The organism is Curtobacterium sp. YR515, from assembly GCF_900113095.1.
Classification (GTDB): domain Bacteria; phylum Actinomycetota; class Actinomycetes; order Actinomycetales; family Microbacteriaceae; genus Curtobacterium.
Window position 1 is genome coordinate 66,905 of the sequence record NZ_FOOD01000005.1, and the last position, 14,259, is coordinate 81,163.

The 14,259-nt window shown below is 70.7% G+C and carries 11 protein-coding genes; 4 read left to right on the forward strand and 7 right to left on the reverse strand.

Features of this window, described 5'->3' with window-relative positions; translation table 11 throughout:
* Window positions 1-207: 207 nt before the first annotated feature.
* Entirely contained in the window at window positions 208-2,325 is a 2,118-nt protein-coding gene (locus tag BM028_RS14555; protein ID WP_071295250.1) for a DNA gyrase/topoisomerase IV subunit B, read from the reverse strand.
* Between the two features lie 167 nt (window positions 2,326-2,492).
* Between BM028_RS14555 and BM028_RS14560 the strand changes: the two genes are divergently transcribed.
* The gene (locus BM028_RS14560; protein WP_070418799.1) at window positions 2,493-2,717 is read left to right on the forward strand and encodes a DUF7455 domain-containing protein; all 225 of its coding nucleotides are present in this window, start codon (window positions 2,493-2,495) and stop codon (window positions 2,715-2,717) included.
* Window positions 2,718-2,796: 79 nt separating this feature from the next.
* On the opposite strand, the gene BM028_RS14565 is transcribed toward BM028_RS14560, so the two are convergent.
* The 5 genes from BM028_RS14565 to BM028_RS14585 all read right to left on the reverse strand — a co-directional run bounded on the left by BM028_RS14565 (window position 2,797) and on the right by BM028_RS14585 (window position 8,689).
* Window positions 2,797-3,570 carry a type 1 glutamine amidotransferase gene (locus BM028_RS14565; RefSeq protein ID WP_092387426.1) on the reverse strand — a complete coding sequence of 258 codons (774 nt, stop codon included), beginning with the start codon at window positions 3,568-3,570 and terminating at the stop codon, window positions 2,797-2,799.
* A complete protein-coding gene (locus BM028_RS14570) occupies window positions 3,567-4,826 on the reverse strand; it encodes a MurT ligase domain-containing protein (protein WP_092387428.1) in 1,260 nt (419 codons plus the stop codon). Before BM028_RS14570 ends, BM028_RS14565 begins: the two co-directional genes overlap by 4 nt.
* A gap of 4 nt (window positions 4,827-4,830) precedes the next feature.
* Window positions 4,831-6,099, reverse strand: coding sequence for an RNA polymerase sigma factor (locus BM028_RS14575; RefSeq protein ID WP_092387430.1), 1,269 nt, complete (start codon window positions 6,097-6,099; stop codon window positions 4,831-4,833).
* A gap of 192 nt (window positions 6,100-6,291) precedes the next feature.
* A complete protein-coding gene (locus tag BM028_RS14580) occupies window positions 6,292-7,611 on the reverse strand; it encodes an MFS transporter (RefSeq protein ID WP_071295248.1) in 1,320 nt (439 codons plus the stop codon).
* Window positions 7,612-7,756: 145 nt separating this feature from the next.
* Window positions 7,757-8,689: a proteasome assembly chaperone family protein gene (locus tag BM028_RS14585; RefSeq protein ID WP_092387432.1), complete on the reverse strand. Its 933-nt coding sequence runs from the start codon at window positions 8,687-8,689 to the stop codon at window positions 7,757-7,759.
* 76 nt (window positions 8,690-8,765) lie between these two features.
* Here BM028_RS14585 and BM028_RS14590 point away from each other — a divergent pair, with 76 nt between their 5' ends.
* The 3 genes from BM028_RS14590 (at window position 8,766) to sucB (ending at window position 13,336) form a co-directional block, all read left to right on the forward strand.
* A complete protein-coding gene (locus BM028_RS14590; RefSeq protein WP_092387434.1) occupies window positions 8,766-10,244 on the forward strand; it encodes a leucyl aminopeptidase in 1,479 nt (492 codons plus the stop codon).
* Window positions 10,245-10,398: 154 nt separating this feature from the next.
* Window positions 10,399-11,772 carry a dihydrolipoyl dehydrogenase gene (lpdA, locus tag BM028_RS14595; RefSeq protein WP_070418792.1) on the forward strand — a complete coding sequence of 458 codons (1,374 nt, stop codon included), beginning with the start codon at window positions 10,399-10,401 and terminating at the stop codon, window positions 11,770-11,772.
* 49 nt (window positions 11,773-11,821) lie between these two features.
* Window positions 11,822-13,336, forward strand: coding sequence for a 2-oxoglutarate dehydrogenase, E2 component, dihydrolipoamide succinyltransferase (gene sucB / locus BM028_RS14600; protein WP_092387436.1), 1,515 nt, complete (start codon window positions 11,822-11,824; stop codon window positions 13,334-13,336).
* A gap of 73 nt (window positions 13,337-13,409) precedes the next feature.
* On the opposite strand, the gene BM028_RS14605 is transcribed toward sucB, so the two are convergent.
* The gene (locus BM028_RS14605) at window positions 13,410-14,198 is read right to left on the reverse strand and encodes a hypothetical protein (RefSeq protein WP_092387438.1); all 789 of its coding nucleotides are present in this window, start codon (window positions 14,196-14,198) and stop codon (window positions 13,410-13,412) included.
* Window positions 14,199-14,259 lie beyond the last annotated feature (61 nt).

Here is a 14,259-nt window from a genome sequence, read left to right on the forward strand (position 1 = left end):
ACCGCCCCGACCACTGGACCGCGCTGCGAACTTTCGCGCCTGGCGACACGTCATGGCGCCAGCGCCGCGTGACGCGTCGCCTGGCGCGTGAGGTCGCGCCGCACGGCGGCGCCGAGACTCGGCCTGGCGGACAGAACTCGCGCAGCCGCGGCGCGAAACTGTCCGGTGAGGCGAGACTCGGCGTCGCCGCGCGCGGCGCCGCGCCGCCTACGCGTCGATACGGTCGCGGTCGAGGCCCTCGCCGGCGAGGATGAACTCCTTGCGCGGCGCCACGTCGTTGCCCATGAGCAGCTCGAAGACCTTCGCAGCACCCTCGGCATCGGTGATGTTCACCCGGCGCAGCGTCCGGTGCGTGCGGTCCATCGTGGTCTCCGCCAGCTGGTCGGCGTCCATCTCGCCGAGACCCTTGTACCGCTGGATCGGCTCCTGGTACTTCTTGCCCTGCTTCTCGAGCTTCTTCAGCACGGCCTGCAGCTCGGCCTCGGAGTACGTGTACAGCGTGTCGTTCGCCTTGCCGCGGTTCACCACGACGACCCGGTGCAGCGGCGGCACGGCGGCGAACACCCGACCCTGCTCGATCATCGGCCGCATGTACCGGAAGAACAGCGTGAGCAGGAGCGTCCGGATGTGGGCGCCGTCGACGTCCGCGTCGGACATGATGATGACCTTGCCGTAGCGGGCCTGGTCGATCTCGAACGTCCGGCCGGAGCCGGCGCCGATGACCTGGATGATCGAGGCGCACTCGGCGTTGGAGAGCATGTCGGAGACGGACGCCTTCTGCACGTTGAGGATCTTGCCGCGGATCGGCAGCAGCGCCTGGTACTCGCTGTTCCGCGCGAGCTTGGCGGTGCCGAGCGCGGAGTCGCCCTCGACGATGAAGAGCTCGGTGCCCTCGGCGTCCTGCTTGCGGCAGTCGGCGAGCTTCGTCGGCAGCGAGGAGTTCTCGAGCGCGTTCTTCCGGCGCTGGGTCTCCTTGTGCGCCCGGGCCGAGATGCGCGTCTTCATCTCGGCGACGACCTTCTCGAGCAGGGTCGCTGCCTGGGCCTTCTCGGTGCGCTGCGTCGACGTGAGGATCTCGGTGAGGCGCTTCGACACGACCTGGTCGACGATCTTCCGGACCGCCGGGGTGCCGAGGACCTCCTTCGTCTGGCCTTCGAACTGCGGCTCGGGCAGGCGGACGGTGAGCACCGCGGTCATGCCGGCGAGCACGTCGTCCTTCTCGAGCTTGTCCTGCCCGACCTTGAGCTTGCGGGCGTTCGCCTCGACCTGGGCGCGCACGGCCTTGACCACGCCGGACTCGAAGCCGGCCTGGTGCGTGCCGCCCTTTGGCGTCGCGATGATGTTGACGAAGCTGCGGAACACCGTCTCGTAGCCACTGCCCCATCGCAGCGCGAGGTCGACCTCGCATTCACGCGACACCGAGGTCGACACCATGTGGCCCTTGTCGTCGAGCATCGGCACGGTCTCGGTGAAGGTGCCGGTGCCCTGGATGCGCCAGACGTCGGTGACAGCGGAGTCGAGAGCGAGGTGCTCGACGAACTCACCGATCCCGCCCTCGTACCGGAAGCGCTCGACGACCGGACCGGGCTCGACAGGAGTGCCCGTGGCCTCCGCCCGCGCGGCCGCTGCCTCGATCGAGGCGGGTCGCGCGTCCGTGATGGTGATGCCGAGCCCGGGCACGAGGAAGGCCGTCTGGCGCGCCCGGCTCACGAGGTCGCTGGTGCTGAACTTCGCGTCGGAGGTGAAGATCTGCCGGTCGGCCCAGTACCGCACGCGGGACCCGGTCACGCCCTTCTTCACCTTGCCGGCGACGCGCAACTCGCTGCCGGAGGTGAAGGGGGTGAACGGCGCGTCCGGCCCGTCGCCGGCGAACGTGCCCGGCTCACCGCGGTGGAACGACATCGCGTAGGTCTTGCCGCCCCGGTCGACCTCGACGTCGAGGCGCTCCGACAGCGCGTTCACGACCGAGGCACCGACACCGTGCAGCCCACCGGACGCGGCGTACGACCCGGAACCGAACTTGCCACCCGCGTGGAGCTTCGTGAACACCACCTCGACCCCGGTCAGACCGGTCTTCGGCTCGACGTCGACGGGGATGCCACGAGCGGTGTCGCGGACCTCGACCGAACCGTCGGGGTGCAGCAGCACGCCGATCTCGTCACCGTGCCCGGCGAGGGCTTCGTCGACGGAGTTGTCGATGATCTCCCACAGGCAGTGCATGAGCCCGCGGGAGTCCGTCGACCCGATGTACATGCCCGGACGCTTGCGGACCGCCTCGAGCCCTTCGAGGACGGAGAGATGGCGTGCAGAGTAGTCGGAGCTCACCTTCCGATGCTAGCGATCCGCACCGACACCACCGCGCGGACACTCGGACTGGGGACAGCCGATCCGCGCTGAGCGAAACGGGCGATCACAATGCGCCACTCTCAGGCATCACGTGTTGAAATAGGTGGACCAAGCCGCACCACCTGCGATCCGTGAGGAGCACAGCAATGACCCAGACCGTGCAGGATCTCTCCATCGACGAAGTCAGCAGCCACCAGCTCACCGCTGCCGACCGTTGCGACAGCTGCGGCGCGCAGGCGTACATCCGGGCCACCATGGCCAGCGGTGAGCTGTACTTCTGTGCGCACCACGGCGCCGAGTTCAAGGACAAGCTCGCGGCGACCGCCATCGAGTGGCACGACGAGAGCAGCCGACTCTACGAGTCGAAGTAGCGCGCACAGACGCGAGCGCTGAACAGACAGGAGGCGCGGTGCCAGCTGGCACCGCGCCTCTTGTCTGTCTGCGGTCGCGTCAAGCGATCCGCTTGAACGCCTTGTCGACGTAGCGGTCGACGGTTGCCCGCGCTTCGCGCGCGTAGCGGTCGATCGACGCGGTGCGCTCCGGGTCCGGTGCGTACTCGCGGCCGAGCCGAGCGGTGGCCGCGGCGAGGACGCCGTCGGTCAGCTGCGGGTTGAGCGGCAGGATCGGCCCCTGCGTGTGCGTGCCGAAGGAGTTGCCGACGATCGCGCCCTCGACCGGGGCGCCCGCTTGGTTGCCGCCGCCGGAGACGACGTCGGCGAACGGCCGGACACCGGCACCGAGCTCGATGCGCGTCGCGTGGTCCTCGAAGCCGGCGAGGCGCGTCGGGGCTCCGGGGAGCAGCGGGTACGCGGTCTCGAGCACGAAGTAGTTCACCCGACGCTCGGCACCGCGGACGGCACGCGCATCGAAGACCCCGAAGCCGGTCACGGGAGCACCGTCCGTCGGCACGACCTCGGTCGTGGCGAGGTCGAACCCGCCGCCGACGGCCACGACCGGCACCCCGGCAGCGGCGAACTCGCGGAGCGGCGCACCGATGCGTGCGATGTCGTCACCGAGCGACCGCATCGCGCTGAGCGGTCCGTTGCCGATCACGACGACGTCGGCCGCGGTGGGGAGCTCGTCACCCGGCGCGTACTCGAGCACCTCGGTGGCGATGTCCGCGGCCGCGGCACGACGGACCAGGGCCGCCACGTTGCCGCGGTCGCCCGAGACGCCCATCTGGCGGGGGTAGACGTGCAGGATGGTCAGCCGGTCGGCCGTCATGCGGTCTTCTCCATGTCCGGGTGGCCGAGGGCCTTGCGGGCGATCATCATGATCTCGTAGTTGACGATGAAGTTCTTCGTCCCGGAGGTCGTCGAACCGAGCTGCTCCATCTGCTTGATCGCGGCCTCGACGTCGGGCTCGACCCGGCCGATGCGGACACCGGCGTGCTCGAGGGCGATCGCGATCTGCCAGGCCTTGTCGCCGGAGACGACGTCGACGTGGTCGAGCTTCGAGAAGTCGATGTCGTAGATCCACGAGATGTCCGGCGTGCCCTCGTCGATCGCCATGAGCACCTGTTCCGGGTGGTCCGGCAGGGCGTCGAGGTTGAGCTGGAGGCTCGCGGCGTTCTTGAACATCGTGAACTCGGCGGACTCGCCCGCGATGGGGAGTCGCTCACCACGTCCGTACGCCGGCTTCATCGTGCCGAAGGCCGTCGTCACGGCGTCGGCGCGGAACTGCGCACCGAGTGCGGCACTCGCCGTCGCGGTGGCCGCTGCCGCGTCGACGGCGTAGTGCAGCCCGCGAGCCGGCAGGCGGACGGGGATCTCGGCACCGTCGAAGCGGATGGTCGCACCGTCGCCGGTGTTCACCACGACCTCGGCGTCGGCGACGTTCGGCACGGCGTCCTGCCGGTCGAAGTCGTCGGCGTTCTGCAGGCCGTTCGGTGCGGCGGCGACGACATCGGCGCTGGCACCGAAGCGCAGCACGCGCTGGCCGTCGGTGCCGACGTACGCGTCGAGGAACTGGTCGTCACGGTTGGTGATGACGTTCGCGGTCGACAGGGCCGCGGTGTCGAGCATCATCGTGGCGACGCGTTCGGTCTCGAAGAACCGGTAGAGCTGGTCGACCTGGACGTTGAGCATCGTCACGGTGGACGGCGACAGGATCCCGGCGAGCTCGACCGCGAAGGCCTCGTCCACCTCGAGGATGCCGATGTCCGCCTTGAGCTTGCCGGTCAGCGACACCTCGGACAGCAGCGCCGAGGCGATGCCCTGCGGCAGGTTCGCCCCGGACGGGTTCGTGAAGACCCGCAGCCCGTGCGCCCGCACGATGTCGGAGATCATGTGGGTCGTCGTCGACTTGCCGTTCGAACCGAGCACGAAGACGACGCCGTTCGGGAACTGCGCGGTGACGTGCTGGAGGAAGTTCGGCACCAGCTTGAGCACGATGTACCCGGGGTAGGCGGACCCCCCGCCCCGCGCACGTGCGAGGGCGCGGAGGATCCGCCCGACGAGGATCGGGATGACGAAGCGCATCGGCCTACTCGAGGTAGTCGCGCAGCGACTGCGACCGCGACGGGTGGCGGAGCTTCGCCATCGTCTTGGACTCGATCTGACGGATGCGCTCACGCGTCACGCCGAACGTGTCACCGATCTGGTCGAGGGTCTTCGGCTGGCCGTCCCCGAGCCCGAAGCGCATGCGGATGACGCCCGCCTCACGCTCGGAGAGGGAGTCGAGCAGGCTCTCGAGCTGCTTCTGCAGCATCGTGAACCCGACGGCGTCGGCCGGGACGACCGCCTCGGTGTCCTCGATCAGGTCGCCGAACTCCGAGTCGCCGTCCTCACCCAGCGGGGTGTGGAGCGAGATGGGCTCGCGACCGTACTTCTGCACCTCGACGACCTTCTCCGGGGTCATGTCGAGCTCGCGGGCGAGCTCTTCCGGAGTGGGTTCGCGACCGAGGTCCTGCAGCATCTGGCGCTGGACGCGGGCCAGCTTGTTGATGACCTCGACCATGTGGACCGGGATGCGGATCGTGCGGGCCTGGTCGGCCATGGCACGGGTGATCGCCTGACGGATCCACCAGGTGGCGTAGGTCGAGAACTTGAAGCCCTTGGTGTAGTCGAACTTCTCGACCGCACGGATCAGGCCCAGGTTGCCTTCCTGGATGAGGTCGAGGAACTGCATGCCGCGGCCGGTGTAGCGCTTGGCGAGCGACACGACCAGGCGGAGGTTCGCGCCGAGCAGGTGCGACTTCGCGCGCTGACCGTCACGGGCGACCCAGCGCAGCTCGCGCTCTTCCGGCTTCGAGAGCCCGGTCGAGTGCTGCAGCTTGTCCTCGGCGAACAGGCCGGCCTCGATGCGCATCGCGAGCTCGACCTCCTGCTCGGCGTTGAGGAGGGCGACCTTGCCGATCTGCTTGAGGTAGTCCTTCACCGGGTCGGCGGTGGCACCGGTGATCGTCGTGGAGTAGACCGGCGCCTCGTCGTCGTCGGACTGCGAGATGACGAGCGCACCCGCGGCGACCGCTGCTGCGGCGTCGGGCTTGGTGTCCTTCTCGTCGGTCTCGGAGTCGGTGTCGTCGGTCGCGTCGGCCTCGGCGACCGGGGTCTCCTCGTCGATGTCCTCGTCGTCGTCGGCCTTCTCCTTCGCCTTCGGGGCGGCCTTCTTCGGGGCGGCCTTCTTGGCGGTGGTCTTGGTGGCGCGCTTCTTCGGCGCGGCCGTCCCCTCGGCTTCCGCAGCGCTCTCTGCTGCGGTGCCCTCGGGCTCGGTGTCCTTCGTGGGATCGATCGTCGTGCTCCGGGCAGCCATGCGATCACCTCTCTCGTCGTGCCACGTTCGTGGGGTCGTGGCCTCCCTCGCCGCCCAGGGCCTGCGCCGCGGTCTCCCGCGTCATCAGGTCCTACCGTTCCGGGCAGCACTAGGACCCATGTCAAGTCCCCCGGTTTCTGCGGCGCACTGGAGTGCTCCGAGACACAGGAGGCCCGAACGGGTCCGCGTTCATTATTGCACGCTCCGCTTCCGCAGGCGCGCAACGAGTGCAACCCAGAGCGGCCCCACCCGTATTCCGTCCTGGGCGTGCAGCACCCGGCGCGTGCGACGACGGGCGTGCAGCAGCATCACGACGCCGATCCCGACCACGACGTACTGCACGGTGAGGGCCAGCCGGAAGTTCGTCCACGCGAACACGGTCTGCCCCGACGCCGACGACGCGAGGTCGAGGATCGTGCCGATCAGGAACATCATCACGAACGCGGCGAGGAACCCGCCGACGTTGACCACGCCGTTCGCCGACCCGAGGGAGCCGACGGGGTTGAAGGACCGCGCGAAGTCGAACCCGATGAGCGACCCCGGCCCGCCGATCCCCATCACGACGACGAGCACGATCAGCAGCCACGTGGGCGGCTGCCCGGGCCACACGAGCACGGCGGTCCACACCACCGCGAGGGCGACGACGATCCCGAGCACGAGGTTCGACCGCCGCAGCGGGAACCGGGCGCAGAGCACGCCGAGCACCGGCCCGACGACGAACCCGGTGACGACGATCACGGTGAGGAAGCCGGCCGCCTCGGACGGGGAGTACCCCAGCCCGCGCAGCATCGGGACGCCCCAGAGCAGCGAGAAGACCGTTCCGGAGGACTGCGTGACGTAGTGGGACCAGAAGCCGAGCTGGGTACCGGGCCGCCGCAGCGCGTGCCCGAAGGTGTGGAACGCGCCCCGCCAGGTGTGCGGCAGCGGGATCGTGTCGGTGCGCACCGGCACGGGGCCGTTCCGGACGAAGACGAACGCCAGCACGAGCCCGACGGCACTCGCGGCCGCGGCGACGCCGAACGCCGGCGACCACCCCGCGGTGTGCAGCAGCACGGCGAACGGGAACGCCGACAGGATCTGCCCGACCTGGCCGAGGTTGCCGGTCCACTGCGAGATCTGCGGCAGGATCGGCCCGCTGAACCACATCGGCACGAGGCGGATCACGGAGATGAAGGTCATCGCGTCCCCGGCGCCGACGAGGACACGCCCCGCGATCGCCGGCCCGATGGTGGGCGACACCGCCACCACGGCCTGGCCGGCGACGAGCAGCGCGGCCCCCAGCAGCACGAGTCGGCGCGGCCCGACGCGGTCGAGGGCGATCCCCACCGGGATCTGGAGTCCGGCGTAGACGGCGATCTGCACCACCGCGAGCGTCGACAGCACCGCCGCCGACACCGCGAAGCGGTCTTGCGCGTCGACGCCGGAGACCCCGAGCGAGGACCGCTGCACGACCGCGAGGACGTACGCCAGCACCGCGACGCCCCACACGAGGAAGGCGCGGCGGGAGTTCACGTGACCAGGCTAGCGGGGGCGGCACCGCCGCCAGGACGGGCTGTGGAGAACGTGGCGAGCGCGGCGGACGGGTGTCGCGCCTCCCGTCCGACGGGCCAGGAGGCGCGACCCGCCTCCGCCACGTCGGTGCGGCTGATCGGTACGGCTAGTCGCCGCTCGCGTCGCCGTCGGTGCGACGGTCCGCCAGGAAGCGTTCCAGTTCCGCGGCGATCGCGTCCGCAGTGGGGACCTGCCCGTCGACGCCGGTGAGCGGCGACGCGATCGGGTTGCCCTCCATGTAGGTGTCGTGCCGTTCCTCGAGGACCCCGACCAGACGCTGCAGCTCCTCGTTGCCGGCGACCTGCTCGTCGACGCGGGTGCGGAACTCGCGTCCTTCTTCGCGCAGCTCGTCGGAGGGGAAGATGAGGCCGGTGGCGGCGGAGATGCCGGAGAGCGCCGCGACGGCGGCGTCCGGGAACTCGGTGTCGGACAGGTAGTGCGGGACGAGCAGGACGAGTCCGGTGACCTGTTCGCCGAGCTCGGACAGCCGGTGCTCGACGAGGTGCAGGACGTTCGCGGGCGCCTGGGTCTCGGGCTTCCAGACGCTCATCTGCTCGACGAGGTCGGCGCGCGTGCCGGAGACGGTGAGGCTGATCGGGCGCGTGTGCGGGACGGGCATCGGGATCGACTGGACCCAGGTGGTGTCGGCGACCCGGAGCTGGGCGGCGAGGTCGGTGACCGCGCGGACGAACCGGTTCCACTGGAAGTCCGGCTCGTACCCGGAGAGGAAGAGGAACGGCTGGCCGATCTCGTCGCGCACGAGGTGCAGCCGGAGCCGCGGCGGCTCGACGGCGGCGATGTGGTCGTGCTCGAAGGTGATCACCGGGCGGCGTGCACGCCAGTCGAGCAGGACGTCCGGGTCGAACTCGGCGACGAGCTCCGTCTCGAGGTCGTCCAGGACGGCGGTCGTCACCTGCGCCACGGCCGAGCCGGCGTCGGCGAACCCGGTGAGTCCGGCGATCAGGTGCAGCCCCTCGGGGACGGACGGCGCGTCCTCGGCGAAGGTGTAGAGCTCCTCGGGGTGGTTCACCGTCCCCATGCTAGGCGGGGAGCCGGTGTCCCCCGGTGCCGGGCGGCCACGCCGACAGCGAACACCTGCTGGATAGGGTTGGGGCATGGTCCGACCGACGCTCTCCACTGACTCCTCCGCTCCCGCCTCGATCTCCGCCGACGTCCTCGTGCTCGGTGTCCGGCCCGGGTCCGACGGCGCTCCCGCGACCATCGCGACGCCCGCCACGACGCCGTTCTCCGCGCTCGACGGCATCGACCTCGCCGCCATCGGTGCGACCGGTACGAAGGACCAGCTCGTGCGCATCCCCGCCGTCGGTGTCGACGCGCAGGGCATCGCGCTCATCGGGCTCGGCTCCGGCACCGACGCAGCGGCACTCCGCTCGGCCGCCGGCAGCGCGGTCCGCCAGCTCCCCCTCGCGTCGTCGATCGTCCTCGCGCTGCCGACCGACACGAGCGAGCTCGTCGACGCCGCGCTCGAGGGTGCCGCGCTCGGTGCCTACTCGTTCACCCGGCACAAGGGCGCCGGCACGACCGGCCCTGCCCGCGGGGACCAGCAGGTGACCGTGCTGGCACCCTCCGCCGCGGCTAACGCCACCGTCCGCCCGGCGATCGTCGCCGACGCCGCCACGCTCGTGCGCGACCTCGTCAACACCGCTGCCGGTGACCTCGGCCCGGCGGACGTCGCCGACGTCGCCCGTGCGCAGGCCGAGGGGCTCCCCCTCACCGTCGAGGTCCTCGACGAGACCGCGCTCGAGGAGCAGGGCTTCGGCGGCATCCTCGGTGTCGGTCGCGGCTCGGAGCGCCCGCCGCGGCTCGTCGTCGTCCGGTACGCGCCGGAGTCCGCGACGAAGCACCTCGCACTCGTCGGCAAGGGCATCACGTTCGACTCGGGTGGTCTCTCGCTCAAGCCGGCCGGCTCCATGCTCGGCATGAAGACCGACATGACGGGTGCCGCCACCGTCCTCGCCGCGACCGTCGCCGCCGCGCGTCTCGGACTCGACGTCCGCGTCACGGCGTGGCTGTGCCTGGCGGAGAACATGCCCTCCGGCTCGGCGACGCGCCCCGGCGACGTCCTCACGCTGAAGAACGGCAAGACCGTCGAGGTCACGAACACCGACGCCGAGGGCCGACTCGTGCTGGGTGACGGCATGGCCGCCGCGTCGCTCGAGCAGCCCGACGCCATCGTCGACGTCGCGACGCTGACCGGGGCGCAGGTCGTCGCGCTCGGTGACCGCACCACCGGGCTCATGGGCAGCGACGACCTCGTCGCGCAGGTCCGCGCGGTCGCCGGGGCCGTGGCGGAGCCGATCTGGCCGATGCCGCTCCCCGAGGAGCTCGACGCCCGACTCACGAGCGAGGTCGCCGACATGGTCAACGCCACCGTCGGCAACCCGGCGGGCGGCATGCTGCTCGCGGGCAAGTTCCTCGAGCGCTTCGTCGGCGAGGGCATCCCGTGGGCGCACCTCGACATCGCCGGTCCGTCGGAGAACAAGGGCGGCGGCTACGGGTGGCTCGGCAAGGGCGCGACCGGCGCCATGGTCCGGACGCTCATCTCGCTCGCAGAAGAGCTCCAGGCCAAGTAGTAGGTTTGACTCCGGCGGGACGGCGCGCTCGACGCGCCCCCGCCGGAAACCAACGGGACGGGACCGGAACCATGCGGTCCGACCGTCGGACGCCGCCGCCGCGGTGTCCAGTGGGGCCCGATCGGTCCCGACACGCACGAGGGAGTTGCACCAGGTGACGGAACAGACTTACGACGTCGTGGTCCTCGGTGGCGGCAGTGGTGGCTACGCCGCTGCGCTCCGGGCCGCCGAGCTCGGCATGAGCGTCGCGCTCATCGAGGGAGACAAGCTCGGGGGGACGTGTCTGCACCGCGGCTGCATCCCGACGAAGGCGCTGCTGCACGCGGCCGAGGTCGCCGACGCGACGCGCGACGCCGAGAAGTACGGCGTCATCGCCGAGTTCGCCGGTGTCGAGGTCCCGAAGGTCATCGAGTACCAGCAGGGCGTCATCTCGTCGAAGTACAAGGGCCTCCAGGGGCTCATCAAGGCACGCGGGATCACCGTCGTCGAGGGCTGGGGCCGCCTCACCTCGCAGAACACCGTGCAGGTCGGCGACCAGACCGTGACCGGCAAGAACATCGTGCTCGCGACCGGCTCCTACTCGAAGTCGCTCCCCGGCCTCGAGATCGGTGGTCGCGTGATCACCTCCGAGACCGCCCTGCGCATGGACTACGTGCCGAACAAGGTCGTCATCCTCGGTGGTGGCGTCATCGGCGTCGAGTTCGCCAGCGTCTGGAAGTCCTTCGGTGCCGAGGTGACGATCGTCGAGGCGCTCCCCCACCTCGTCCCGGCCGAGGACGAGTCGATGTCGAAGCAGCTCGAGCGCGCGTTCCGCAAGCGCGGCATCGAGTTCTCGCTCGGTGTCCGGTTCCAGGGCGTCGAGCAGCACGAGAACGGCGTGGTCGTCACGCTCGAGGACGGCAAGACCTTCGACGGCGACATCCTGCTCGTCGCGGTCGGCCGTGGCCCCGTGACGCAGAACGTCGGCTACGACGAGGTCGGCGTCGCGATGGACCGCGGGTTCGTCACCACGAACGAGCGCCTCGCCACGAACATCCCGAACGTGTACGCCGTCGGCGACATCGTTCCGGGCCTGCAGCTCGCGCACCGCGGCTTCCAGCAGGGCATCTTCGTCGCCGAGGAGATCGCCGGGCTCAACCCGGTCATCATCGAGGACAAGAACATCCCGAAGATCACGTACTCCGACCCCGAGGTCGCATCGGTCGGTCTCTCGCAGGCCAAGGCCGAGGAGCAGTACGGCGCCGACAAGGTGGACTCGTACGAGTACAACCTCGCCGGCAACGGCAAGAGCCACATCATCGGCACGTCCGGTTCGGTCAAGGTCGTCCGTGTGGTCGACGGCCCCGTCGTCGGCGTCAGCATGATCGGCGCCCGGGTCGGCGAGCTCATCGGCGAGGCACAGCTCGCCGTGAACTGGGAGGCCTACCCCGAGGACGTCGCGCCGCTCGTCCACGCGCACCCGACGCAGAACGAGGCACTCGGCGAGGCGTTCCTGCACCTCGCGGGCAAGCCGCTGCACGCACTGTGAACACCATGACCACCACCACGAACCACCCCTGCGAAGAGGAGTCCACCCGATGAGCGAATCCGTCAACCTCCCGGCGCTCGGCGAGAGCGTCACCGAGGGCACGGTGACCCGATGGCTGAAGAACGTCGGTGACCGGGTCGAGGTCGACGAGCCGCTGCTCGAGGTCTCGACCGACAAGGTCGACACCGAGATCCCGTCGCCGATCGCCGGCGTCGTGGAGGAGATCCTCGTGCAGGAGGACGAGACCGTCGAGGTCGGCACCGCGCTGGTGAAGATCGGCGACGGGTCGTCCGACGGTGGTTCCTCCGACGGTGGCTCCACCGAGTCGGACGAGTCCTCGAACGAGGCCGCCGCCGACGCCGAGGAGCCCGAGGCGGCACCGAGCACCGAGCAGGAGTCCGAGACCCCTGCCCCGGAGCCGACCGAGCCCGAGCCGGCGCCCGCCGGTCAGACGCAGCCCGCTGCGCCGCAGGCCCCGGCAGCACCGCCCGCCGCCGCTCCGGTGCCGCAGGCCGCTCCGGTCCCGCCGCCCGCCGCTGCCCCGCCGGCAGCGGTCCCGGCTCCCGCCGCCGCTCCGGCTCCGGCTGCAGCCTCGGGTGGCTCGGCCGCCAGCGCCTCGGTGCCGAACCCGACGCAGGACGCCTCGGCCTCCGGCTACGTCACCCCGCTCGTGCGCAAGCTCGCGAACGAGCAGGGTGTCGACCTCTCGACCGTCACCGGCTCCGGCGTCGGCGGACGCATCCGCAAGGAAGACGTCCTCGCCGCTGCCGAAGCCGCTGCGAAGGCCCCGGCTGCCGGTGGCTCCGCCGCTGCGGCCCCGGCCGGTCCGTTCGTCGCCGAGGTCTCGCCGCTGCGTGGCACCCGCGAGAAGATGACCCGCCTCCGCAAGGTCGTCGCCGAGCGCGCCGTGCAGTCGATGACCTCGACCGCGCAGCTCACCAGCGTCGTCGAGGTGGACGTGACGAAGGTCGCGCAGTTCCGTGACGCGCACAAGGCCGAGTTCCTCGAGAAGACCGGTTCGAAGCTCTCCTTCATGCCGTTCTTCGCCCTCGCGGCGTCCGAGGCGCTCAAGGCGCACCCGAAGATCAACTCGACCGTCGAGGGCGAGGAGATCGTCTACCCGGAGACCGAGAACGTCTCCATCGCGGTGGACACCGAGCGCGGCCTGCTCACCCCGGTGATCAAGGACGCGGCGTCGCTGAACCTGGCGCAGTTCTCGCAGTCGATCGCGGACCTCGCCGAGCGCACCCGCAACAACCAGCTCAAGCCGGACGAGCTCGCGGGTGGCACGTTCACGCTGACGAACACCGGTTCGCGTGGCGCGCTGTTCGACACCCCCGTGGTGTTCCTGCCGCAGTCGGCGATCCTCGGCACGGGCATCGTGACGAAGCGTCCGGCGGTCGTGAAGGTCGACGGGCAAGAGGCCATCGCGATCCGTTCGTTCGTGTACCTCGCGCTGTCGTACGACCACCGCATCATCGACGGCGCCGACGCGTCGCGCTACCTCGTCGCGGTGAAGAACCGCCTCGAGGAGGGCAACTTCGGCCCGAACCTCGGGTACTGAGCCCAGCGCTCGTCGTACTCCGGACGGCCCCGATCCCACCGTGGATCGGGGCCGTTCCCCGTTGCTGGCGTGTTCAGCCGATCGTGAAGACCACCGCCGCGGTCAGCCCCGCCGCGACCACGACCCCCACCAGCGCGCGTCGGAGCGGCAGCCGTCTCCCACCGCCGATCGGGAGGCCGTGCTCGACGACCCCGCGCAGCGCCGTCTCGAGGGAACCAGCCGGCCCCGGTGGCATCGACGTGCGCTCGGGCAACCCGACGAGCAGGTCGTCCGACGGCCGTTCCCAGCGGATCGGGCGCGGCGCCGCGGCCGCTCGGACCACCGCCAACGCCGCACGCACCGCCGTCGTGTCGCCGTCGAGGGCCTCGGCGAGGGCGCCATCGACGGCCGGACGGTCCGGCGCGCGTGCGTCGGTCCGCTCCCACACCAGCCGGGCCGCGAGGACCAGGACCCTCGCGCCGCTCTGGTCGGACCGACGGACGCCGTCCGACCCGGGTGGTCGGTCGCACAGTACGACTGCACCGGCATCGTCCACCAGGACGTCGTCGAGCCCCGCGGAGCCGATCTGCACCGCGCCGGACCGTTCGGTCACCGCGAGCTCGAGCATCGGGACGGTGAGCGTCACGGCGACACCGGTGGTCGGCGTGCCGAGGGTGTCGAGTGCCGCGGACAGCACCGTCCCCGCGGGACGGAGGACGTCGACGGCGAGCCGTCCGTCCGCCAGTCGGCCGACGTCGACGACCGGGACGAGGTGCCGTGCCGAGGGGTCCGGGGCGACGGCGGCGCGGTCGGCGACCCAGGCGAGCAACGGCTGCTCGTCGTCCACCGCGTGCCACCGGACGTGATCGGGGAGCGTCTGCATCCGGACAGCCTGGCCGGGCCCGACCAGCCTCCGGCGGACGGGGCGCCGTCCTGTGGAGAAC